Annotated in this window: 12 protein-coding genes; 11 read left to right on the plus strand and 1 reads right to left on the minus strand. The window is 62.9% G+C overall.

Annotated features, from left to right (window positions below; translation table 11 throughout):
* Positions 1-152 precede the first annotated feature (152 nt).
* Positions 153-770, minus strand: coding sequence for a hypothetical protein (locus tag O3656_RS05015; RefSeq protein ID WP_500062905.1), 618 nt, complete (start codon positions 768-770; stop codon positions 153-155).
* Between the two features lie 767 nt (positions 771-1,537).
* On the opposite strand from O3656_RS05015, the gene rpoB reads away from it, so the two are divergent.
* From rpoB to O3656_RS05070, 11 genes are all read left to right on the plus strand, one after another.
* The gene (gene rpoB, locus O3656_RS05020; RefSeq protein ID WP_500062906.1) at positions 1,538-5,014 is read left to right on the plus strand and encodes a DNA-directed RNA polymerase subunit beta; all 3,477 of its coding nucleotides are present in this window, start codon (positions 1,538-1,540) and stop codon (positions 5,012-5,014) included.
* Positions 5,015-5,029: 15 nt separating this feature from the next.
* Positions 5,030-8,932 (plus strand): DNA-directed RNA polymerase subunit beta', encoded by a 3,903-nt coding sequence (locus O3656_RS05025; RefSeq protein WP_500062907.1) that lies wholly within the window; start codon positions 5,030-5,032, stop codon positions 8,930-8,932.
* 231 nt (positions 8,933-9,163) lie between these two features.
* Positions 9,164-10,612, plus strand: a complete 1,449-nt coding sequence (locus tag O3656_RS05030; RefSeq protein ID WP_500062908.1) for an LPXTG cell wall anchor domain-containing protein — start codon at positions 9,164-9,166, stop codon at positions 10,610-10,612.
* A gap of 348 nt (positions 10,613-10,960) precedes the next feature.
* Complete coding sequence (locus O3656_RS05035; RefSeq protein ID WP_500062909.1) at positions 10,961-13,297, plus strand: glycoside hydrolase family 3 C-terminal domain-containing protein; 2,337 nt, start codon at positions 10,961-10,963, stop codon at positions 13,295-13,297.
* A 22-nt stretch (positions 13,298-13,319) separates the two neighbouring features.
* Positions 13,320-13,898 carry a glycoside hydrolase family 3 N-terminal domain-containing protein gene (locus tag O3656_RS05040; protein WP_500062910.1) on the plus strand — a complete coding sequence of 193 codons (579 nt, stop codon included), beginning with the start codon at positions 13,320-13,322 and terminating at the stop codon, positions 13,896-13,898.
* Between the two features lie 530 nt (positions 13,899-14,428).
* Positions 14,429-14,803: a 30S ribosomal protein S12 gene (gene rpsL / locus O3656_RS05045; RefSeq protein WP_003790639.1), complete on the plus strand. Its 375-nt coding sequence runs from the start codon at positions 14,429-14,431 to the stop codon at positions 14,801-14,803.
* Complete coding sequence (rpsG, locus tag O3656_RS05050) at positions 14,803-15,273, plus strand: 30S ribosomal protein S7 (protein ID WP_003790637.1); 471 nt, start codon at positions 14,803-14,805, stop codon at positions 15,271-15,273. Before rpsL ends, rpsG begins: the two co-directional genes overlap by 1 nt.
* 80 nt (positions 15,274-15,353) lie before the next feature.
* Positions 15,354-17,477, plus strand: a complete 2,124-nt coding sequence (fusA, locus tag O3656_RS05055; RefSeq protein ID WP_500062911.1) for an elongation factor G — start codon at positions 15,354-15,356, stop codon at positions 17,475-17,477.
* A gap of 146 nt (positions 17,478-17,623) precedes the next feature.
* Positions 17,624-18,811 (plus strand): elongation factor Tu, encoded by a 1,188-nt coding sequence (gene tuf, locus O3656_RS05060; RefSeq protein WP_500062912.1) that lies wholly within the window; start codon positions 17,624-17,626, stop codon positions 18,809-18,811.
* A gap of 371 nt (positions 18,812-19,182) precedes the next feature.
* Positions 19,183-24,663, plus strand: a complete 5,481-nt coding sequence (locus O3656_RS05065; RefSeq protein WP_500062913.1) for an MSCRAMM family protein — start codon at positions 19,183-19,185, stop codon at positions 24,661-24,663.
* A 152-nt stretch (positions 24,664-24,815) separates the two neighbouring features.
* The coding region (locus O3656_RS05070; protein ID WP_500062914.1) for a hypothetical protein at positions 24,816-25,669 on the plus strand (854 nt) is incomplete at its 3' end.

Genomic DNA, 25,669 nt, shown 5'->3' on the forward strand with positions numbered 1-25,669 from the left:
TGGCGGTTGTGTAACCAACACTCATAGTTTCTCCTCTCGGCTGTGAAAGATGTGTGTCTATCCGTTTTGTGAGCGCATCAAACTGTCTTGATGCGCCCAGTAATACCCTGACCGCGTACGGGGCGTTAGTCCGTCGGTGAGTATGTCTGACGTTACGAACCTGGCAGCGCGCCGACATTCACGGCTGTCACGAACATCCACACGCAGACGAACGCCGCTACCGAGGACGCCACGAAAGCTGCGATCGCTGCACCAATATGGAAGCCGACGGACGGATTCATGCGTCTGACGCACACGACGTAGAGGGCATGGATCAAGCAATTCCACCACAGAGTCCCCAGAAACAGGAACGGCATGATGTAAGACTTGGGGTCGCCATGGTCGACTGCCTGTCCATAGAGCCGCACAATGACGACAGTAGCGACCGTAAGAAACGCCAGACTCGGCAGCGCCCACAAGCGCCACCACCTCCAACGCCACCCGTTGTCCTCCGGCATGGCTATGGCGCGATGGGTGCGCCATGGGTTCACTGGGTCGTTCGCGCCCGGGTAAACGATCGGTTCGAGGTAGCTCAGATCCTCGTGTGTAGGTGCTGCTGATGCGACGGGTGTTGGCTCAGCTGCGTGTGCGCGGCCCCGTTCCTCCTCGAGAGCCATGATCACTGCCCACTCCTCGTCAATCGACAAGGCGCGAGGTGCCGCTGGGTCACCGCCAACCCGTGAGGGGGTGGGCGGGCTTGGTTCGCGGTGAGATTCGTCGTCGATGCTCATACCTCAATAGTGTCCCGTTGCGTATACATCTGCGTCCATCTCGCTCAGGCGTGCGAATCGGTCACGCTGTCATAGCCAGTCACTGTGGAGCCTCACAATGTTCCATTCCGCATGCCTGTGCGACTGACGCATCCTCAACGGGGTTGGCAACGTCATCTGCTGGACTTTCGTACTGTCCGAGTTTCGGGTTTCCGGACTCGTATTACTGTGGCGTAAGAGCACTCGATACGGGTGTCATCACCCAGATGGGCTGCGGCGGTGCCGTGAGGTTCCAGCGATGCTCGAGATCGGGTGACGTGTGGCGTCGGCGCGGATAGGTTGTTCCTTCCTGGATAGGTTATGAGCATCCGGATAGGTTAATAAGCTATCCGGATGTGCGTTACCTATCCGGAAGTGCCCGCACTCGGGACCTGAGGGGCGAGCGCGAAACGCTGTGGTGCATATTCATATGGCGATGACTCATGAGTCATGGGCATGAATTCCTGTATGATTCGGCAGAGCCAACTCGTATCGGCACCACCCACACCAGGGTCCCCAGCACCGCCCCGACGAACCAGCTGGCCACGGCCTCGTTCCCGTGAAACCCTGCACATATCACATCCTGCCTTGACTCGCGATGCGACTCACGGTAGCCTGAGTATTTGCGCCTTATCATGCCCGAGGTGACCCGTATCCAGCCGTCGTAACAGGCGCTTGACGGACCAGGACGCGTCAGATAATGGGTGATAAGGCAGCGTGCGCACCGTTCATGCAGGGAAGGATCCCCTTTGGCTGCCAACAGCACCGCCAAACAGCCCAAGCACCGCATCTCATTCGCTAAGCTTCGTGAACCTCTCCAGGCCCCCAATCTGCTGGGCCTGCAGGTCGAAAGCTTCGATTGGCTGCTGGGTAACGACGCGTGGAAGGCCCGCGTCGAAGCCGCTCAGGCATCCGGCCGTAACGATGTCCCCGACGTCTCCGGCCTCGAAGAAATCTTCCACGAGATTTCCCCCATTGAGGACGTTGCAGGCACCATGAGCCTGTCGTTCCACGACCACCGCCTCGAATCCCCCAAGTACTCCATGGAGGAAGCCAAGGCGAAGGACTACACGTACTCCGCACCCATGTACGTGACCGCCGAGTTCATGAACTACGAGACCGGCGAAATTAAGTCCCAGACCGTGTTCATGGGCGACTTCCCGCTCATGACCCCCCGCGGTACCTTCATCATCAACGGCACCGAGCGTGTCGTCGTCTCCCAGCTCGTGCGTTCCCCCGGCGTGTACTTCGAGAAGCTCTCGGACCGTTCGTCGGACAAGGAAACCTTCGGCGCGAAGGTCATCCCCTCGCGTGGCGCATGGCTCGAGTTCGAGATCGACAAGCGCGACACCGTTGGCGTGCGCATCGACCGCAAGCGTAAGCAGTCGGTGACCCACTTCCTCAAGGCCATCGGCATGACCGAATCTGAGATTCGCGACACCTTCGCCGACTACCCGGTCCTCCTCGAAACCCTCGAGAAGGACACCGTCGCGACGCAGGAAGAGGCCTTGCTCGACATCTACCGCAAGCTGCGCCCCGGCGAGCCCGCGAACGTCGACGCCGCCCAGACGCTGCTCAACAACTTCTACTTCGACTCTCGTCGCTACGACCTGGCCAAGGTCGGCCGCTACAAGATCAACAAGAAGCTGGCCATCGAAGCCGACCCCAAGGCCTCGACCCTGTCCCTCGAGGACATCGTCGCGACCGTCAAGTACCTCCTCGCCCTGCACCAGGGCGACAAGACCTTCGCGGGCACCCGAGGCGGCGAGCCCGTCGAGGTCCGCGTTGAGGTCGACGACATCGACAACTTCGCCAACCGCCGCATCCGCGCCGTCGGCGAGCTCATCCAGGGCCAGGTCCGCACCGGCCTCGCCCGCATGGAGCGCACCGTGCGCGAGCGCATGACCACCCAGGAGACGGACTCGATCACGCCCCAGACGCTGATCAACATCCGCCCCGTCGTGGCCGCGATCAAGGAGTTCTTCGGAACCTCCCAGCTCTCGCAGTTCATGGACCAGAACAACCCGCTGGCCGGCCTGACCCACAAGCGCCGTCTGTCGGCCCTGGGCCCCGGCGGTCTGTCCCGTGACCGCGCGGGCATGGAAGTTCGAGACGTCCACCCCTCGCACTACGGCCGCATGTGTCCGATCGAGTCCCCTGAAGGCCCGAACATCGGCCTCATCGGCTCGCTCGCGACCTTCGCGCGCATCAACCCCTTCGGCTTCATTGAGACGCCCTACCGCGTCGTCAAGGACTGCAAGGTTACCGACGAAATCCGCTACCTCACCGCGGACGACGAGAAGGGCCACTTCATCGCCCAGGCCTCGTCGCCCCTGACGGCGGACGGCACCTTCGCCGAGCACGACGTCCTGTGCCGTGTCGCCGGCGAAGACCCGACCCTGATCGCCCGCGATCGCGTCGACTACATGGACGTGTCCGCACGTCAGATGGTGTCCGTCGCCGCGGCGTTCATTCCCTTCCTGGAGCACGACGACGCGAACCGAGCCCTCATGGGCGCGAACATGCAGCGTCAGGCCGTGCCGCTGCTCACCACGGAAGCCCCGCTGGTCGGCACCGGCATGGAGCTGCGCGCCGCGCACGACTCCGGCGAAATGATCCTCGCCGCCCACTCCGGCGTCGTCTCCGAGGTCTCCGCGGACCTGATCGTCGTCTCCACGGATGAGGGCGGCCGCGACTCCTACCGCCTCGAAAAGTTCGAGCGCTCCAACCCCGGTAACTGCACCAACCAGCGCGTTATCGTGGACGAGGGCGACCGCGTCGAGGCCGGCGACGTCCTGGCCGACGGCCCCGCCACCTCCAACGGTGAGGTCGCGCTCGGCAAGAACCTGCTCGTCGCCTACATGTCGTGGGAAGGCCTCAACTACGAGGACGCCATCATCCTGAGCCGTCGCGTCGTGGAAGAGGACATCCTCACCTCGATCCACATCGAGGAGTACGAGGTCGACGCCCGCGAGACCAAGCTCGGTGAGGAAGAAATCACCCGCGATATCCCCAACGTCTCCGAGGAATCCCTCGCTGACCTGGACGAGCGCGGCATCATCCGCATCGGCGCCGAGGTCACCGCAGGCGACATCCTCGTCGGCAAGGTCACCCCGAAGGGAGAGACCGAGCTGACCTCCGAAGAGCGCCTACTGCGCGCCATCTTCGGTGAGAAGGCCCGCGAGGTGCGCGACACCTCCCTGCGTGTCCCCCACGGCGAAGAGGGTATCGTCATCGGCGTCCGCGAATTCAACGACGACGAAGACGACCTCAACCCCGGCGTCCGCCAGACCGTGCGCGTCTACGTCGCCCAGCGACGCAAGATCACGATCGGCGACAAGATGGCCGGCCGCCACGGCAACAAGGGCGTCGTGTCCAAGATCCTCCCGGTCGAGGACATGCCCTTCCTCGCCGACGGCACGCCCGTCGACATCATCCTCAACCCGCTGGGTGTCCCCGGCCGAATGAACGTCGGCCAGGTGCTCGAGTACCACCTCGGTTGGCTCGCACACCAGGGCTGGGATGCCTCGGCCGCTGTTGAGGCCGGCGAAGAGTGGGCAGCGCACCTGCCCGCCGACGGCATCAAGACCGAGCCGGGCACACCCGTCGCCACCCCCGTGTTCGACGGCCTCGAGGCCGACGAGCTCGCGGGCCTGCTGCGCAACGTGAACCCGAACCGCGACGGCGACGTCCTGACCAACTACGAGGGCAAGGCGCGCCTGTTCGACGGCCGCTCCGGCGAGCCGTTCCCGTACCCGATCTCGGTGGGCTACACCTACATGCTCAAGCTCCACCACCTGGTCGACGACAAGATCCACGCCCGCTCCACGGGCCCGTACTCGATGATCACGCAGCAGCCGCTGGGCGGTAAGGCCCAGTTCGGCGGCCAGCGCTTCGGCGAGATGGAGGTGTGGGCCCTGGAAGCTTACGGCGCCGCCTACGCCCTCCAGGAGCTGCTGACCATCAAGTCCGACGACACCACCGGCCGCGTCAAGGTGTACGAGGCCATCGTCAAGGGCGAGGACATCCCCGAGCCCGGCATCCCCGAGTCCTTCCGAGTCCTCATCCAGGAAATGCGCTCGCTGTGCCTGAACGTCGAAGCTCTCGACGCGGCCGGCAACGTCATTGACCTGCGTGAGCAGGACGAAGACTTCAATGCGCGTGAGGACCTGGGCATCACTCTTGATGCTCGTCCGAACGCTGCGGCGACCATCGATGCGATCTGATAGGGAGAGATAACTTTGCTGGACGCCAAAACGTTCGACAGCCTGAAGATCACCCTGGCCACCGGCGACGACATCGCCGTCTGGAGCCATGGTGAGGTGAAGAAGCCGGAGACCATCAACTACCGTACGCTCAAGCCCGAGCGTGACGGCCTGTTCGGTGAGCAGATCTTCGGCCCCACGCGCGACTGGGAGTGCGCGTGTGGCAAGTACAAGCGCGTGCGCTACAAGGGCATCGTGTGCGAGAAGTGTGGAGTTGAGGTCACTCGCTCCCGCGTCCGCCGTGAGCGCATGGGTCACATCGACCTCGCCGCCCCCGTCACGCACATCTGGTACTTCAAGGGTGTTCCCTCGCGCCTGGGCTACGTGCTCAACCTCGCGCCCAAGGACCTCGAGAAGGTCATCTACTTCGCTGCCTACATGATCACCGAGGTCGACGAAAAGGGTCGCCACGAGGATCTGGCCGAACTGCGCGCCGAACTCGAAGTGCAGAAGAAGCAGATGGAGAACAACCGCGACGCGACGATCAACGACTTCGCGGAGCAGCTCGAGTCCGACATCGCCGCCCTGGAAAAGGACGGCGCCTCGCAGGCCGAGCGCGAGCGCGCTCGCAAGCAGGGCGAGCGTGAGATGGCCAAGATTCGCCGCCGCTTCGACGGTGACATCGAAGGCCTCGAGGCCGTGTGGGAGCGCTTCAAAGACCTCAAGGTCGGCGACCTCGAGGGCGACGAGCGTCTCTACCGCGCGATGGTGGCCCGCTACGGCACCTACTTCAAGGGTGACATGGGCGCAGCCGCCATCCAGAAGCGCCTGGAGACTTTCGACCTGGAGGGCGAGGTCGCCGCGCTGCGCCAGACCATCGCCTCCGACTCCGGCCCGCGCAAGGCCCGCGCCATCAAGCGCCTGAAGGTCATCAATGCCTTCGTTGCGACCGGCAACTCGCCGGCCTCGATGGTCCTCACCAAGATCCCCGTGATCCCGCCGGACCTGCGCCCCATGGTTCAGCTGGACGGTGGCCGCTTCGCGACCTCCGACCTCAACGACCTGTACCGCCGCGTCATCAACCGCAACACCCGACTCAAGCGCCTGCTCGAGCTGGGTGCCCCCGAGATCATCGTCAACAACGAGAAGCGCATGCTTCAGGAGTCCGTTGACGCCCTCTTCGACAACGGCCGCCGCGGCCGCCCCGTTGCGGGCCCGGGCAACCGTCCGCTGAAGTCGATCTCGGACATGCTCAAGGGTAAGCAGGGTCGTTTCCGTCAGAACCTGCTCGGTAAGCGCGTCGACTACTCGGGTCGTTCCGTTATCGTCGTCGGCCCGCAGCTGCAGCTGCACCAGTGTGGTCTGCCCAAGCAGATGGCCCTGGAGCTGTTCAAGCCCTTCGTCATGAAGCGCCTGGTCGAGAAGAACTACGCGCAGAACGTCAAGGCCGCCAAGCGCAAGGTGGAGCGTCAGCGCCCCGAGGTGTGGGACGTCCTCGACGACGTCATCCGCGAGCACCCGGTGCTGCTCAACCGTGCACCTACGCTGCACCGCCTCGGTATTCAGGCGTTCGAGCCCCAGCTGATTGAGGGTAAGGCCATCCAGCTGCACCCCCTCGCCTGTGGTGCCTTCAACGCCGACTTCGACGGCGACCAGATGGCTGTCCACCTGCCGCTGGGCGCTGAGGCGCAGGCCGAGGCCCGCATCCTCATGCTGTCGACGAACAACATCCTCAAGCCCTCCGACGGTCGCCCCGTGGCCATGCCGTCGCAGGACATGATCATCGGCCTGTTCCACCTGACCTCGAACCCCGACCCGTCGGTCCCGGTCGAGAAGGACGAAGACGGAAACCCCGTGATTCCGTACTTCTCCAGCCAGGCGGAGGCCCAGATGGCGTTCGACGCCGGCAACCTGGACCTGAACGCGACCGCGTGCATCCGCTTCGCCGACGGCACCGTGCCGCCCGAGGGCTGGGAAGCCCTCGAGGGTTGGGAGAGTGGCGACGACCTGATCCTCGAGACCAGCCTCGGCCGCGCGATCTTCAACGAGCAGCTGCCCACCGACTACCCGTTTGTCAACGAGGTCGTCGGCAAGAAGCAGCTCGGCAACATCGTGAACACGCTGACCCAGCGTTACCCGAACGTGCTCGTGGCGGACTGCCTCGACGCGCTGAAGTCGGCCGGCTTCCACTGGTCGACCTGGTCGGGTATCACGATCGCGTTCTCCGACATTCAGGCCTCGCCGCGTAAGCGCGAGATCCTGGCCCGCTACGAGGCCAAGGCCGCCGAGATCGTCGAGCAGTTCGAGACCGGTATCATCCTCGAGGAGACCCGCTACGAGGAGCTCGTCAAGCTGTGGCTGCAGTGCACCGAAGAGGTCGCTGAGGACATGCGCGCGAACTTCACCGAGCGCAACACCGTGTACCGCATGGTGAACTCGGGTGCCCGTGGTAACTGGTCGCAGGTTCAGCAGATCGCCGGTATGCGTGGCCTCGTGTCCGACCCGAAGCAGAAGCTGATCGAGCAGCCCATTAAGGCGAACTACCGCGAGGGCCTGACGGTTCTCGAGTACTTCATCGCCACGCACGGTGCCCGTAAGGGCCTGGTCGATACGGCTCTGCGTACCGCCGAGTCTGGCTACCTGACCCGTCGTCTGGTCGACGTCTCGCAGGACGTCATCGTCCGCGAGGCCGACTGCGGCACCCGCGCCGGCCTGAAGATCGACATCGCTCACAAGAACGAGTTCGGTGAGTGGGAGGCATCCGAGACCATCGAGACGACCGCCTACGCCCGTAACCTCGCCCGCGACGCGGTGAATGAAGCCGGAGAGGTCGTCATGCCCGCGGGCACCGACCTGGGTGATGACCAGCTCGCCGAGCTGGTTGCCGCCGGCGTCGAGCAGATCGTCTGCCGTTCCGTCCTCACCTGTGAGTCACAGGTCGGCACCTGTGCGGCCTGCTACGGCCGTTCGCTGGCCACCGGCAAGCAGGTCGACATCGGCGAGGCCGTCGGCATTATCGCCGCCCAGTCGATTGGCGAGCCCGGCACGCAGCTGACGATGCGTACGTTCCACACCGGTGGTGCCGCCTCCGCTGCGGATATTACGCAGGGTCTGCCCCGTGTTCAGGAACTCTTCGAGGCCCGCAGCCCGAAGGTCGAGGCGAAGATGAACGAGGCCGCCGGCCGCGTCCACATCGACGACGAAGACCCGAGCGCACGTAAGGTCGTCATCACCCGTGACGACGGCAAGGAAGACCTGGTCATCGAGGTGTCGCGTCGCCAGAAGCTCCTCGTGTCCGAGGGTCAGCACGTCGAGGCCGGCACCCCGCTGACCGAAGGCCAGCTGGATCCCAAGGAGATCCTGCGCATCATGGGCCGCAACGTGGCTCAGAAGATGCTCGTGGACGAGGTCCAGAAGGTGTACCGCGACCAGGGTGTGGGTATCCACGCCAAGCACATCGAGGTCATCGTCCGTCAGATGCTGCGCCGCGTCACCATCCTGGAGCCCGGCGACACGACGTTCATGCCCGGCGAGCTCGTCGACCGCATGGCGTACCTGACGCAGAACCGTCGCGTCGCAGCCGAGGGCGGCCAGCCCGCCTCCGGTCGCCAGATGCTGATGGGCATCACGAAGGCGTCGCTGGCCACGGATTCGTGGCTGAGCGCCGCGTCCTTCCAGGAGACCACCAAGGTCCTGACCGAGGCCGCCATGAACGGCAAGTCGGACTCCCTGGTGGGCCTCAAGGAGAACGTCATCCTCGGTAAGCTCATCCCGGCCGGCACCGGCCTGTCGCGCTACAACGACGTCATCGTTGAGCCGACGGCTGAGGCCATGGCGAACTCGAACTACTCCGAGGCCGACTTCGGTGACGGCTCTGTGTCCGAGGACTTCCTCGACGCGCTGGGTGCCATCGACTTCGGCATGAACTTCCGCGAGTAATCCGGTTCGTGACCGCTTGGGGCCCCGGCCTCGTCCGTGAAAACGTGACGAGGCCGGGGCCCCTTGTCGTGTCTGCTTGCTTGCCCTGAGCGCGCCGGGGACGTCTCGCGGCGGTGCATTTCGAGCGCCAGCTGCGACGGTCGAAGATGACAAGTTCAACCATTTGGAAAGCTGACGCGCGGATGCTAGATTGGCCGCACACTATCCATCAACGCTTAAGGATGTCTCCTCATGCGCCTGTCCAAGAAACTGGTCATTGCAGCGCTCGGCTCCGCGACCCTCGTTCTCAACCCGTTGGCAGCCTTCGCCGCGGGTCCCACGATTGAGGATGCGGACGGACCGCTCGTTCGGATTGCCATCTCCGACACACTCAACTGCTCGATTAACTACCAGGGCGATAGGTACAACGAGTTCTTCAACAGTCGATCCGCTCATGATCCAGCGGACTGTGGAACCTTCCTCGCTGTGGGATCTGAGCTGTTCGGTCCGGGGGAGCTGAATTCGCGAGCTGCGACGTCGATGGGGACGACCACCTGGACGCCGGTTTCGCAAACGAAGTCAGGAACGGGTACTCAAACCGATCCGTGGGTCCTCACGACTGTCGTTCGCGGCGGTGGATTCGAGATCACGCAGACGGACACCTACTCAACGGGCAATGAGTTCTACGCGACGACCTCGTCGGTGAAGAACATCTCGGATGCAGCTCAGGATTTTACTCTCTACCATGCGGCGGATTGCTACCTTCAGGACAACGATTACGGCTTCGGTGAGTATGACGAGAGCACGGGGACGATCATCTGCCGAGCGGAGGATCCGCAAACCGGCCAGCATACGGATCGTGGCCGAGTCGAGCAGTTCGTCCCGACGACCGCCGGTTCGAACTACTACTACAGTTCCTATAACGAGGTCTGGGATAAGCTTAAGGATCGCGCGCCTCTGCCCAACAAGCTCGAGCGTGCAGATTCCAACCGGGACAACGGCATGGCTCTGAGCTGGACTCGTACGCTCGAGCCGAATGCGACGGTCGACTACTCTCTCGTCACCTCCTTCTCGCCGAAGGGCCAGGTCGCGCTGTCCTCCGCGACGTGCGCCGTCGCACAGCCGGGTGCCGACTCCACCGCGACGCGCACCATCGGCGTGACGATCACGAACCCGAACCGCGATGTCAAGTCGGTTCAGACGGTCATTGCGACCCTGTCGGACGACGCCACCTACGTTCCCCAGTCGGTCAGCGGTGCCCCCGAGCCGACGGTCGCGGGCAAGGTGCTTACCTTCAAGGATATGGAGCTTCCCGCCAACGGGTCGGTGAAGTTCTCGTTCCTTATCGCCGGCAGCGCTGAGGTTACTCCGCTCGTGAAGATCTCGGGGACGACGACGAGTGGCGCAGCCATCGTCGAGTCCGATACCTCGCAGTCTTCGACGTGCGATTTCCCCGAGCTTCCGGCTCCCGAGGAGCCCCAGCCGACTCCCGAGCAGTCCCAGCCGACTCCTGAGCAGCCGCAGCCCACTGCCGAACAGTCCCAGCCGACTCCTGAGCAGCCGCAGCCTGCGGGCGGCAAGAGCACTGACGGCAACAAGCTGGCCAGCACCGGCGCGAACACCGGCGTTGCCATCGCGCTCGTTGGCCTGCTCGCCGTCGCCGGCGTCGGCCTCGTGGTGGCGAGGCGCCGCGCTCGCTGATCGGAGATCCGGTCGACAACGTCACAGGGCCCGGTCCCCGCGAGGGGGTCGGGCCCTCGTGTATCCCCTGTGGTTATCCTCGTCGGTGGCGGGGAGAGTCGCCTTCCGCGTAGGCGGCGAAGCCAGCGGGGTTCCAGCTTTCTCACCCTGACAGATTGTGCGGTGAATCCGACAGAACGAACGAGGCCGCACCACGCTGGGGCGACCGTGCGGTTGAATAGGTGGTGGCGGTTCCCCACTGCCCTCTGGTCTGCGGCGACCTGCGTCGATGGAGACATTCACAGGGGAGGCAAGGGAGCTGATCTGCTCTGGGATGCAGGGTTTCGGAACTGAAAGAGGACATCAACAATGCTTTCCATCAACTGGTCTGATGTGTGGAAGATGGTTGAGTCGATCAAGGTCCCCTTGATCGTCATCGGCGTGGCGCTGGCGCTCGCCATCATCGTCTCCCTCGCTGTATTTAAGATGGGCAAGCCTGCCCGTAAGCTCACGCGCTCGACCGCGTGGGTCGCAGCGTTCGTCGCGATTGTCGTCGCCGTCGTGTCGATGATGTACGGCGGCTTCAAGACGGTGCTCGACCTTGCGGCCGGCACTGGTGCGCTGACGGACGCGTCGAAGGCGCAGGTCGAAGAGCTGGGCAACGACATTTCGGACGAGGGCATGGTCCTCCTGAAGAACAACAACGGCGCTCTCCCACTGGCCAAGGGCTCCGCGATCAACGTGTGGGGCTGGGGCTCAACGAACCCGATCTACGGCGGCACTGGCTCCGGCTCGCTGTCGAAGGACAACCCGACGACCTCCCTCCTGGACGGTCTCCATAACGCGGGCTTCACCACGAACGATGAGCTGACGAACCTGTACACCTCGTACCGCGCTGAGCGCCCGGAGGTCGGCATGTTCAAGGCCGATTGGTCGCTGCCCGAACCCACGCAGGACAAGTACTCCGACGACCTGCTCTCCAACGCGACTGCCTTCGGCGATACGGCGGTCGTGACGATCGCTCGCTCGGGCGGCGAGGGCTTCGACCTGCCGCGCGATGTCAATAAGGAGATGGCTGACAACCCGTACTTCAGCTACACGAACAACTCCGATGAGTACACGGACTTCGAGGACGGCCAGGGCTACCTCGAGCTGACGCGTCCCGAGAAGGACATGATCGAGCTGGCGAAGAAGACGTCGACGAAGACGGTTGTTGTTATCAACGCTGCGAACGCCTTCCAGCTGGGTGACCTACAGGATGACCCGGAGATCGACGCGATCGTGTGGGCGATTCCCGGAGGCCAGGTTGGTTTCAACGCGCTGGGCCGCATCCTGGACGGCGAGGTGAACCCGTCGGCGAAGACCCCTGACACCTTCGCGCGCGACATTAAGGCTGGTCCCGCCGCTAACAACTTCGGCGACTTCCAGTACACGAATATGACGGAGTTCGCCCAGGATGACCCCTTCAATAAGGGCACGCAGACGCAGCCGTCCTTCGTCAACTACAACGACTCGATCTACGTCGGCTACCGCTGGTACGAGACGGCCGCCGCTGAGGGCGTCATCGACTACGGCAACGAGGTCGTCTACCCCTTCGGCTACGGCCTGTCCTACACGACGTTCTCCCAGTCGATGGGCGATATCTCGGTCGACGAGGCCACGGGTGCCATGTCCGCGAACGTGACCGTGACGAACACGGGCCAGGTCGCAGGCAAGGATGTCGTGCAGGTCTACGACAACCCGCCCTACACGGATGGTGGCATCGAAAAGGCGTCTGCGAACCTGCTGTCGTTCGACAAGACGAAGCTGCTGGAGCCCGGCGAGTCCCAGACGCTGACGGTTTCCTGGAACCGTGACGATCTCGCGTCCTACGACGCGACGAACGCGAAGGCCTACGTGCTCGAGGCCGGCGACTACAAGATCTCCGCTCGCTCGAACTCGCACGACGTCATCGATGAGAAGACGTACACGGTGGGGGCCACCGAGACCTTCAACACCGCTGAAAACACGCACAATGGTGACAAGGTTGTGGCCACTAACCAGTTCGATAACGCGAAGGGTGACGTTACCTACCTGTCGCGCGTGGGCCACTTCGCCAACTTCGTGGAGGCAACTGCTGCCCCCACGAACTTCGAAATGAGCGAGGCCAACAAGGCGAAGTTCCTCGCGAACTCGAACTACGATGCGGCGGCCGCTGACGCCGACAGCAGCGCGACAATGCCGACCACGGGTGCCAAGAACGGCCTCGTCCTGGGTGATCTCGCGGGCCTCGATTACAACGACCCGAAGTGGGATCAGCTCCTCGACCAGCTGACCGTCAAGGAGATGAACACGCTCATCTCCAAGGGCGGCTACGGCTCCCCGGCGATCTCCTCGATCGGCAAGCTGCGCGTCTCCGACGTGGACGGTCCCGCCTCGCTGAACAACAACTTCACAGGCGTTGGCTCGATCGGCCTGCCCTCCGCGGTTTCCGTGGCGGCCACCTTCAACAAGGAGCTCGCGCACTCCTTCGGTGACGCGATCGGCACGATGGCGCACGACATGCAGGTCTCGGGCTGGTACGCGCCGGCGACGAACACGCACCGCTACGCCTACGCGGGCCGTAACTTCGAGTACTTCTCGGAGGACCCGGTCCTGGCGGGTTCGCAGGTCGCCGAGGAGATCAAGGGCGCCCAGGCCATTCCTCAAGCACTTCGCCCTCAATGACCAGGAAACGAACCGCACGCACATGCTCGCGACCTGGACGAACGAGCAGGCGATGCGCGAGGTCTACCTGCGTTCCTTCGAGATCGGCGTCAAGGACGGCGGCGCACACGCGATCATGAGCGCGTTCAACTACATCGGCCCCGAGTATGCGGGTGCCAACTCGGCGCTCCTGAACAATGTTCTGCGCGACGAGTGGGGCTTCCGTGGCATGGTCCTCACCGACTACTTCGCGGGCTACGGCTACCAGAACGCTGATCAGATCACGCGTAATGGCGGCGACATGATGCTCGCGACGCTCGACATGCCGATCGCGACGGTGAACGTGCAGGACGCGGCGGGCGTGACCGCTCTGCGCACTGCCTCGCACGACATCCTCTACACGGTCGCCAACTCGTGGATGTACGAGAATGGTCAGCCCGAGGTCACCCGCAACGCGTGGGAGTACATCACGTGGGTGGTAGCAGGAATCCTGATCCTGTCGCTGCTGGGCCTCGAGGTGGTGGCGATCCGCCGCTACCGGACCCGCAAGGCGCAGGCGGTGATCACCGTCGAGCCCAACGCGTCGATCGACGAGGCAGGGGCTGAGAATACGGAAGAGTGACCGATCCGGGGCTGCCCGGACGGCGCGGCCCTCGGGTGGCGGTGAGTATCGCTGACCCGTGGGGGAGGGGCCCGCAGGCACGTGCCTGCGGGCCCCTCCGCGCTGCGAATCGGATGAAATGAGCGCTCAAGAAAACAAAAGAACGCTGTGAGAGCAGCCAAGAGGAGGAGACATAGCGTCGGAGTAGGAGGCGAATCGCCCCGGTACTGAAGAGTACGAGCGCACCTCGGCCCCGGCCTCGTCGATGAGGGGGGAACCACAGTGAAGCCCCTTTGACGAATGGCGACGTTTCCCACTATCCTTGAGGATGGTTCCCGCCTCTGTGGGACCTCTGTGCCCGGGAAACCGGGAGCGGGCTCCGTCCGTCGGAGCTCCGGGCGTCATTCTCTGACCCTCGTGGTTATCATGGCGCACCGGCCCCCAGCGGACACGTGTGCCCACGCGGGGGTCATGCAGTCGCGGAAGACTGACAATCAGGGCCGCCCCTCGACGTGAGGGGAGGCCGCCGACGGAAAGAAACTGGAGACCCAGTGCCTACCATTCAGCAGCTCGTCCGCAAGGGACGTGTCTCGAAGCGCGCGAAGGTGAAGACCCCCGCGCTGAAGGGCTCCCCCCAGCGTCGCGGCGTGTGCACCCGTGTGTACACCACCACGCCGAAGAAGCCGAACTCGGCTCTGCGAAAGGTCGCCCGTGTGCGCCTTTCGTCCGGCATCGAAGTCACCGCGTACATTCCCGGTGAGGGCCACAACCTGCAGGAGCACTCGATCGTGCTCGTGCGCGGTGGTCGTGTGAAGGACCTGCCCGGCGTGCGTTACCGCATCGTCCGCGGCTCGCTCGACACCCAGGGTGTCCGCGGCCGTCAGCAGGCTCGTTCCCGTTACGGCGCGAAGAAGGAGAAGAAGTAATGCCTCGTAAGGGCCCCGCTCCCCGTCGCCCCCTCGTCGATGACCCGGTTTACGGCTCCAAGGTCGTGACCCAGCTGGTCAACCGCGTCCTCCTCGACGGCAAGAAGACCGTCGCCGAGCGCATCGTCTACGGCGCACTTGAAACCGTTCGTGAGCGCACCGAGCAGGAGCCCGTCTCCGTGCTCAAGCGCGCCCTCGAGAACATCCGTCCGGCCCTTGAGGTCCGCTCCCGCCGCGTCGGTGGTGCGACCTACCAGGTCCCCGTCGAGGTTCGCCCCGCGCGCGCCACGACGCTGGCCCTGCGCTGGCTGGTCGACTTCTCGCGTCAGCGTCGCGAGAAGACCATGACCGAGCGTCTCGCCAACGAGATCCTCGACGCCTCCAACGGCCTCGGTGCCGCCGTGAAGCGTCGTGAGGACATGCACAAGATGGCTGAGTCCAACCGCGCCTTCGCGCACTACCGCTGGTGATTTAAAGACGAGGCCTGGGCAACCGGGCCTCGTCTCACGCAGCAAGAACACCCATTACTTCGAACGAAGGAACCACACTCGTGGCACTAGAGGTGCTGACGGATCTCAACAAGGTCCGCAACATTGGCATCATGGCTCACATCGATGCCGGCAAGACGACCGTGACGGAACGAATCCTGTTCTACACGGGCATCAACTACAAGATCGGCGAGACGCACGATGGCGCCTCGACGACCGACTGGATGGAACAGGAAAAGGAACGCGGCATCACGATTACGTCCGCCGCCGTTACCTCTTTCTGGAACGGTAACCAGATCAACATTATTGACACCCCCGGTCACGTTGACTTCACCGTTGAGGTTGAGCGCTCGCTGCGCGTCCTCGACGGCGCCGTCGCCGTGTTCGACGGCAAGGAGGGCGTTGAGCCCCAGTCCGAGACCGTGTGGCGTCAGGCCGACAAGTACGACGTCCCGCGTATCTGCTTCATCAACAAGATGGACAAGATGGGCGCCGACTTCTACTTCTCGGTTGGTACCATCCGCGACCGCCTGCACGCGACCCCGATCGTCATGCAGCTCCCGATGGGCGCCGAGAACGACTTCGTCGGCAACATCGACCTGCTGACCATGGAGGCCCTGACCTACCCGGCCAAGGATGACAAGGGCAACGACACGCTCGGCTCCATCGTCGAGCGCGGCCCGATCCCCGCCGAGTACCAGGAAAAGGCTGAAGAGTACCGCGAGGCGCTCGTTGAGGCCGCCGCCGAGGGCTCCGACGAGCTGACCGAGGCCTACCTGGAGAACGGCGAGCTGACGATCGAGCAGATCAAGGAAGGCATCCGCCTCCTGACCATCTCCTCGCGCGCGTTCCCCGTCTACTGCGGTACCGCTCTGCGCAACATGGGTGTGCAGCCCGTCCTCGACGCCGTCGTGGACTTCCTGCCCTCCCCGCTTGACATCGGCGAGGTTCGCGGCTTCCTCCCCGGCTCTGAGACCGAGGAAGAGACCGAGGTCCGTCACCCCGACGAGAAGGAACCCTTCTCGGCTCTGGCGTTCAAGATCGCCGCTCACCCCTTCTACGGCAAGCTCACCTTCATCCGCGTGTACTCCGGTAAGGTCGAGTCCGGTTCCCAGGTCCTCAACTCGACCAAGGGCAAGAAGGAGCGCATCGGCAAGATCTTCCAGATGCACTCGAACAAGGAGAACCCCGTCGACGTGGCACACGCTGGCCACATCTACGCGGTGATCGGCCTGAAGGACACGACCACGGGTGACACGCTTGCCGCTATCGACAAGCCGATCGTCCTCGAGTCGATGACCTTCCCCGCCCCCGTTATCCAGGTTGCCGTCGAGCCCAAGTCGAAGGCCGACCAGGAGAAGATGGGCGTCGCCATCCAGAAGCTGGCGGAAGAGGACCCGACGTTCACCGTCGAGCTCGACGCCGAGACTGGCCAGACCATCATCGGTGGTATGGGTGAGCTCCACCTCGACATCATCGTCGACCGTATGCGTCGCGAGTTCAAGGTCGAGGCCAACGTGGGTAACCCGATGGTTGCCTACCGCGAGACCATCCGCAAGAAGGTCGAGAAGTACGAGTACACGCACAAGAAGCAGACCGGTGGTTCCGGCCAGTTCGCGCGTGTCATCATCGCCCTGGAGCCCCTCCCGGCCGACTCCGAGGAAGAGTACATGTTCGAGGACAAGGTCACCGGTGGCCGCGTTCCTCGCGAGTACATTCCGTCGGTCGATGCGGGCATCAAGGACGCCATGCAGTCCGGCGTTCTCGCAGGCTACCCGATGGTTGACATCAAGGCCACGCTGCTTGATGGCGCCTACCACGAGGTTGACTCCTCCGAAATGGCGTTCAAGGTTGCTGGCTCGATGGCGCTGAAGGAAGCCGCCAAGAAGGCTAACCCCGTCCTCCTCGAGCCGATCATGGCCGTTGAGGTTCGTACTCCCGAGGAGTACATGGGCGACGTCATCGGCGACCTCAACTCTCGTCGTGGTCAGATCTCGTCGATGGACGAGCAGCACGGCGTGCGCGTCGTCAAGGCTCAGGTGCCGCTGTCCGAGATGTTCGGATACGTCGGCGACCTGCGCTCCAAGACGCAGGGCCGCGCTGTCTACTCCATGGAGTTCGACAGCTACGCCGAGGTTCCGCGCGCCGTCGCGGATGAGATCGTCGGCAAGTCTCGGGGCAACTGAGTCCCACCGGGGGCTCGCGGGGCAGGTCACCTGCCCTGCGAGCCGCCTCACACACAAGTAAACCCAGTAGGTCTCAAGCCCCAGTGGTGTTAAAGTGGCACCTAGCCGTAGGCTGAGAATATCTACCCGAGTCCAGGAGGACACAAGTGGCGAAGGCCAAGTTTGAGCGCACCAAGCCGCACGTCAACATCGGCACGATTGGTCACGTTGACCACGGCAAGACGACGCTGACGGCAGCTATCACCAAGGTGCTGCACGATAAGTACCCCGATCTGAACGAGTACACCCCCTTCGATCAGGTCGACAACGCTCCCGAGGAGCGCGATCGTGGTATCACGATCAACGTCTCCCACGTCGAGTACCAGACCGAGAAGCGCCACTACGCGCACGTTGACGCCCCCGGCCACGCCGACTACGTCAAGAACATGATCACCGGTGCGGCCCAGATGGACGGCGCGATCCTCGTTGTCGCCGCCACCGACGGCCCCATGGCCCAGACCCGCGAGCACGTTCTGCTCGCCCGTCAGGTCGGCGTCCCCACGATCCTCGTCGCACTGAACAAGTCCGACATGGTCGACGACGAAGAGATGATGGAACTGGTTGAGGAAGAGGTGCGCGACCTGCTCGAGTCCCAGGACTTCGACCGCGACGCCCCGATCATCCAGGTGTCCGCTCTCAAGGCCCTCGAGGGCGACCCCGAGTGGGTTGCCAAGGTCGAGGAGCTCATGGACGCGGTGGACGAGTACATCCCCACCCCCGAGCGTGACATGGACAAGCCGTTCCTCATGCCCATCGAGGACGTCTTCACGATCACCGGCCGTGGCACGGTTGTCACCGGTCGTGTTGAGCGTGGCAAGCTGCCCATCAACTCCGAGGTCGAGATCCTCGGTATCCGTGAGCCCCAGAAGACCACGGTTACCGGCATCGAGATGTTCCACAAGTCCATGGACGAGGCCTGGGCTGGCGAGAACTGTGGTCTGCTGCTGCGTGGCACCAAGCGCGACGAGGTCGAGCGTGGCCAGGTTGTGGCCGTCCCCGGCTCCATCACGCCCCACACCGAGTTCGAGGGCCAGGTCTACATCCTCAAGAAGGAAGAGGGCGGCCGCCACAACCCCTTCTTCTCGAACTACCGTCCGCAGTTCTACTTCCGTACCACGGACGTGACCGGCGTCATCACCCTCCCCGAGGGCACCGACATGGTCATGCCTGGCGACACCACCGAGATCTCCGTTGAGCTGATCCAGCCCATCGCCATGGAGCCCGGCCTTGGTTTCGCTATCCGTGAGGGTGGCCGCACCGTTGGTTCCGGTCGTGTCACCAAGATCCTGAAGTGACTTTGTTGATCGCCTAGCGATCGCTGAATCTTCAGCAGAGCAGGTCCGCTCGTTTGAGCGGGCCTGCTCTTTTTCATCGCAATTGCCGAGGCCGCGGCTGGTTTCCTTGTGTGGTAGTCGTGCAGGTGCGGGGGCAACCGACGCGGCGAGGGAGAGCCAAAGCGGGGCGGTGGTAGTCGTGCAGGTGCGGGGGCAGTTGCGCTAAGAGGACGGAGTATGAAATGATACTTACCGTGAAATCCTTCAGCACCGCGAAGCGCCGTTTCAAGGCGCCCTTTTTGGTTCTTCTCCTCGCTCTGAGTTTGCTTCTGCCAGGAGTGTTGCCCCCTCCTGTAGCCTTCGCCGCAGGCGGACTCAATCTCGACCTATTCTTGGGAACTTACGATGGGCTCAAGGCCTATGCGAGCGGTGACCTGAATCCAACGCAAAAGTTGGACTACTGGTCTGGTGAGTCAATCCCGGCGGTCGCCCAGATCGCGGCATCGGGAGACGACTCCGCCACCGCGCAAGACGTCGCACTCACCCTCACGGTTCCCAAGGTGCGCGACGCGGAGGGCAAGCTACTGATTTCGACCCCGGCGTTCGTGGATTCCGAGCTTGCTGTGCAGGCCGGAGGCGGCACGGCCCGCTCGGAAACAGAGGATGCGTGGATCCTGACGTACACGTTCCCGAGCATGAAGGGCGGTCAGTTCAGCCAGTTGCCCTTCAATTTCTCCTTCCTTGATGGCATCACGCCGAATGGGACAACTGTAACGCCGACGATCGAGCTGAAGGTCGGCGAGGTCACGACAGATACGAAGGCGATCACGTTTACCGCGAAGTCGGCTGACGCCAATCAGGTCTTCCAGATGTTCCCCCACATGGGGTACTACCTTCAGGACAACCAGGGGGATGTCCTTGATGAGAACAATAGGAAGATTGGGGTCACCAGGTTTAACAGTGAGACTCAGACCAACCACACGCCAGCGGCGGGTCTCACCACGGACTTCGGCGTGTGCACGGAGTCATCAAAGGCCGCGTCAACGTCCGCAAATCAGGGCAATTACCAGTATCATACGATGACGTACGATGTCACCCTCCCCGAGGGGGCTGACACCGTTGAAACGCTAGCTGTGGGAGCGACGCTTAATGGCGGGTGGGCGTGGGTGGATGACACGCATCGGGTCATGCGCTTGATTCGCTCGTACGACTCGAACTGGCAGATGTGTGAGCGGTATAAATCGCATTTCGGGTACACGCTGATCTATAGGAACGCACCCACCGTCGACGCTGATGGCAGTGCTCATCGTTACACGCCTGTCGTTCATGCCACGGCCGACATGGGACTGGCGACGGAGCAGGACGCCGGTACCGCGCAGCTGAGCCACATCTTCGTCGAACAGGTCGTCCCGTTCAACGGGAGATCCGATATTTATCAAGCTAAGGCGCTTTTTGGGCATGCCTACTCGGACTGGCACTACGACAATGCCTCAGACGGCCATCTGACGATTGATGGCGACACTATCGAATACACTTGGGGCGGCTATTTGCACACGCGGATGTCCAAGGTGACGGGTGTCGCGCCCGGAGTCATGGCCTCCGATGAGTATCCTGAGGATCTCCCGGGCTTTCGCTGGGCACTCTCCATCAACCAGGCCAATAATGGTTCCAGCTACACGGATAAGACCGGAGGAACGCACCACTTCGTCCACGAGGTCGTCGACACGGACCTCGACCCGCGTCTGTATTACCAGCAGTTCGATTTCTTTAGCACGCGTCACAATGCTGGGACAGTCTTGGCCGGGGAATCCGCGCTGACCGGGGATGAAATCAAAGCCCGGATCAATGCCACCAGAAACCACCTCTACGGCGTCAAACGGGACGGCACCGAGGTGGAGATCGCAAAGGACCTCGACTACGGCGACCGCGTCGCGATCAATGACACCGCCCGCGAGTACGCCAAGCTACGACTGGTCTTCGATACCCCGCTCGAACTGGACAACTATCGCGCTTGGTTCTTCGTCAGGGCGTTCCCAACGGATGCGGAGCTGGCGAAGTGGAAGAGCGGCTACTACACCGAGAAGCAACTGTACGCGAATGACATGTCGTCGACCGTCACACAGGGGAGCGCCGACGGTCAGGTCGTGCAGTCCCTGAAAGACGGCGCCGAATACTGGGACAATCAGAAGTCGGACAACAACGCCGTCGTGTGGCCGCTCGCGCCCAAAGTCGGCACTACGCTTAGGACGCCTGCGCGTGCGGACGTCAATCCGCCCAGCAACGGGGACCCCGATTGGTGGAGCGGCCCGTGGTGGTGGACGAATGATGGAGAGGCGACGTATTCGCGCTGCGAGGGCGCGGCAGCCGACACTCTCACCCCGAAGACGTGCTCCCGACTGAAGACTCTTCAGATTTCCAGTTATCCGAAGCTAGACTGGGGAAGCGCGACGCGCACTCTGAAGAATGTTCGCCAAGTCCTTCTCCTTCCCCCCGGAGTCAACTACGTCCGCACTGACAGCACCCAGATCGCGCGCGATCTGGACGCGACCGCGCGAACACCGAAGATCGTGAAGGATTACAAGGGCACGGGTCGGACGGCGCTCATCTACTCCTACGGCGACATCGACTACACGCAGCCCAAGTACGGGCTCTCGGAGAGCGTGGCGACCTTCGTCACCGTCGATATGACCCTCTATGCGAACTTCGGTGTCAACACCTTCGACGCATACACGGTGTGGGACGGACCAGAGTCCGTTCAACCGACGGCCGACACGGCTCTCATCGATTCCCTTGATTTCGATGACGACGGTGCGACCGATGACAAGGTATCGCACACGACGATCGGAGTACGGCTCATCGCGCCCTCGGAGATCATCGGCAAGATCGAGACCTCTCTCAACGGAGAATCGGACTGGACGCTGTCGGCGCCGGCACAGGATCTGGGTTCGCCCGTTTACTACCGGCTGAGCGTCATGAACAACTCGTTGACGCCAACTTCGACGGTGAGCTTGCTCTCCGTCCTGCCCAGTACGACAGACCACAAGATTGTTTCCGACAGGGACGGCACATATGGTCACCGCGACTGGGAGTCGACGGCGACCGACGGCGGGGCTCCGCTGAGCGGACATTCCTCCGCGTTCCGCACGCCGCTGACGGGTCCTGCCTCTAAGGTCCTCGTCGAAAGCGAGACGGGCACGAAAGACGCTTCCGACCGGGTGACTGTTCTGTATTCGGTGACAGAGCAGGGGACTGACCTTGCTTCGGTCGTCAATGCTCAGTGGTACACCGCTGAGGAGATCCCCGAGCACGGAGGATGGACTGCGGTGACCGCGGTGAAGGCGGACCTGAAGCCGGGGGAGGTGCTCGACTCCAAGGAGACGCTGCGGGTCATCCTGCCGGCGCGGATTCCGGTCCAACCTGCGACCACGCTCAACTCGAACTTCAAGGACGGAAAGTTGGCTGTGGCCTCCGTCGCCCTCGCGGGTTCAGGCGCCTCATATGTGGAGGCGAACGACGTCACCGTCTCGACGGATCGCTACAGTGCGCGCGGTGCCGTGTTCCGTGACCTCAATGCGAACGGCGTGAAGGACGCTGGCGAGCGCTTCCTCCCGAACCAGTCCTGGACGATGGTGAAGAGCGACGGCTCCGCAGTGTCTAACCCCGGGTACGAAGACTCGGAAGCATCGGGTACCACGGTCGACACCAAGACGCCGGCTGCCATCGTCGGATCGCACACCTCCACAGACCCGACCCTGCAACTCGCCGATCCGGAACTGTCTTCATCGCCGGTGTACCCGCGTGGCACCTATGCCCTCGCGTTCACCAAGCCCGACGCGATGAGCTGGTCGCCGAAGCCGACCTCACCGGGTGACGCAACGGTTGTCAACTCGGCGGACGAGAACGGACGCACGGACCTCTTCGATCTCAACCCCGTGACCCGCACGGCAACGAGATACGCCGGAGTTGTTGGCACGCGTGATCTTGAGATCACGAAGACAGCACAAGACACAGGAGAGGCCCAAGAGGGCGTCGCCTTCACTCTGACATTCAAAGGCTGGTTGGATTCAGAGGCGCCGACGCAGACCGTTAACCCGGCTCAGACACAGTGGACGGGAACAACCGACGCGAACGGCGCGCTCACATTCGCAAACCTGCCGTACGGCACGTACACCCTCCACGAAGGCGAACCGCTCACGGGCTATGCGCGGGTGGCGGATCAGACCGTCACTATTGACGCGACGGGAGCCACCACTACCGGAGGCGTTGTTTCTCCCATTGCGCTTGCTGTTGCCGATCCTCGCGCCGAGGGGACGGTGACGGTGACGAAGACCGACGACTACCAGCAGCCACTCGCAGGAGTCGCATTCGGCCTCTTCCCCGTTGACGCGAACGATGCTACCGCATCGACTCCGGCATTCACCGCAACAACAGGTGACGATGGTCGAGCCCAGTTTACCAACGTTCCATGGGCGAAATACGTCCTTCGGGAGCTTTCCGGAAAGGACGGATACGTCAAGGCCGAAGGCGATCTCAAGACGTTCGAGCTTGGAGGCCCCAGCTTTGACGCCGGTACGGTCGTCAACGAACGGATCGACGGTACGGTGTCGGTAAAGAAGGTCGACGAAACCGGTGATGCTCTCGCAGGGGCGACCTTCGGTCTGTTCCCGGTTGATGCGTCCGGCGTCGCTGCGTCGGTGCCGGTCATGAGTGCCACAAGCGGATCCGATGGGATCGCGACGTTCACGAACGTCCACTGGGGCGTATATCGGGTCAAGGAGACTGCTGCACCTGAAGGCTACACGATCTCTGACGCCGCGCCGATCGTCACGGTTGACGCCCAGCACCTGACGGTCGCAGCGGGCACCGTCACCGACCGACCGATCACAGGCACGGTCATCCTGACCAAGACCTCAGACGACGGCACGCCACTTGCAGGCGTCGAGTTCGCCCTCTACCCGGTGACCAAGGGACCCGACGGTTCAACGACGGTCGCAGACGTTCCCGCGATGCGTGCCCTGTCCGACGCCAACGGCCGTGTCTCCTTTGATTCCGTGCGCTACGGAATGTACGAACTTCGCGAAACGAAGGGGCTGCCCGGGTACCTGACGGTGGAAAAGCCTCTCGGCGTCGTCGTCACCGCAGATGGAGCGACGATTGACCTCGGCCAGGTTGTCAACACCGCCGAGCGTGGTGCGATCCGCCTCCTCAAGACCGATGCGAAGACTGGCGAGGCGCTGGCGGGTGCGACCTTCGCGATCTATCGAGTCGAAGAGGACGGAACCGTGGCCGAAGAACCGAGCGATACGCAGGTCAGCGGTGCAGACGGCATCGTCTCGTTTGAAAACCTCACCGTCGGCGATTATGAAATCCGTGAAACGAACGCACCCACCGGCTGGCTGGTATCCACCGACACCATCTCGGCAAAGGTCAGTGCAGACGGGCAAGTCGTTGACGCGGGGCGCGTGAACAACGAACGTATTCGCGCTGACATCATCGCCCATAAGGTCGATTCTCAAACGCACGCGGGTCTCGCCGGAGCAACATTTGCTCTTGAACGTGAAGGTCAGCAGATCGCGACGGCGACCTCCGACGCCGACGGACTCGTTACCTTCAAAGACGTCGAATACGGAACCTACACGATTCGCGAGGAGCGAGCGCCTCGCGGATACGCACTCTCTGAAACCCGACTCACGGCTGTGGTCTCGCAAAACGGCGTGTCTGTCGATGCGGGGACGATTGAGAATCAGCTCGTCGTCGACCAGCCTGCCTTGGCGCGAACCGGAATGGACGCCGAAGTTGTAAGATTCGCAGGTCTTGTGGGCGCGATCGGAGTCGGTATCCTGCTCGGTGTCAGACGCAGGCGAGTTTCGTAATCACCGCTCGGAGGGCATGCGGAGTACCCAGCAAGTCTGCGCGTGCCCTCCGACACAGTTATCAATACAGTGCGGGAAGCCCTTGGGCGTGCTTTCGCCGTGTGGCGCAATCCGCCAGCGATAGATCGCAGGAACATCAACTAGGAGAAATCATGAACATCACAAAACCCGCCTGGCGGCGGTCAGTGGCGATGGCGTGCGTTGGTGCGCTTGCTGCGCTCGGCTGGACGACGGTAGGAGATGCCGCGCACGCTGCAACCGATCTGCCGGCCGCGCAGTTCGCATCGGTATCGGGTTCGGGCGCGTGCGCAGCAAACGAGCAGGCCCCGGCGACGTACACCGGCACGTTCGCCGCAAAGCTTCAAATGACCGAGCTGCTCAAGCCCTACGAAACCCAGGTGAAGAAAGAGGCAGATGACCGTCACTTCCCGTGGGACAAGGACACGGTGTCGACGAGTGCCTCGTTCTACTACACCGTGACCTTCCCGCAGGGAACGACGGTTCAGGCCGCGAGCGCCTCGGAGTCCTCGTCGATGATCGCGTCGGTGACTGAATCTCCGGTGAGCTCCGACCCCCTTACCCACACATTCAAGATCAAGCTCAACGACGTAAATTGGAAAGAGATCTACGAGGCCTACCAGAAGGATGCGTCCAACCCGTCGGCTCACACGGTCGACGTGACGATTCTCTACTCCATCGCCGCCAATTCGGCCGATGAAGCCAAAGCAATCGCCGCTAGGAATGTCACCGCCACTGGCTTCTTCTCATTCTACCCGTCCGGCACCTATGGACGATTTGGCATCGGCCTGCAGACCTTCAACATGGACGCGTTCAGCGCGCCGGTTGCTTCCGACATGAGCGATTTCCCGTGCTTGACACCCGCCGCCCCGGTCGGGCCGGCCATTGTGTCGCAGGCGGGGACGTTGCCTGGGGATTTGTTGGGTGCTGTTGATTCGGGTGATGTTGATACTGAGCATGATGCTGTGGCGGTGGCTGCGGGTCAGTC

Origin of the sequence: Pauljensenia sp. 27098_8_83 (assembly GCF_041432695.1) — a bacterium.
GTDB lineage: Bacteria > Actinomycetota > Actinomycetes > Actinomycetales > Actinomycetaceae > Pauljensenia.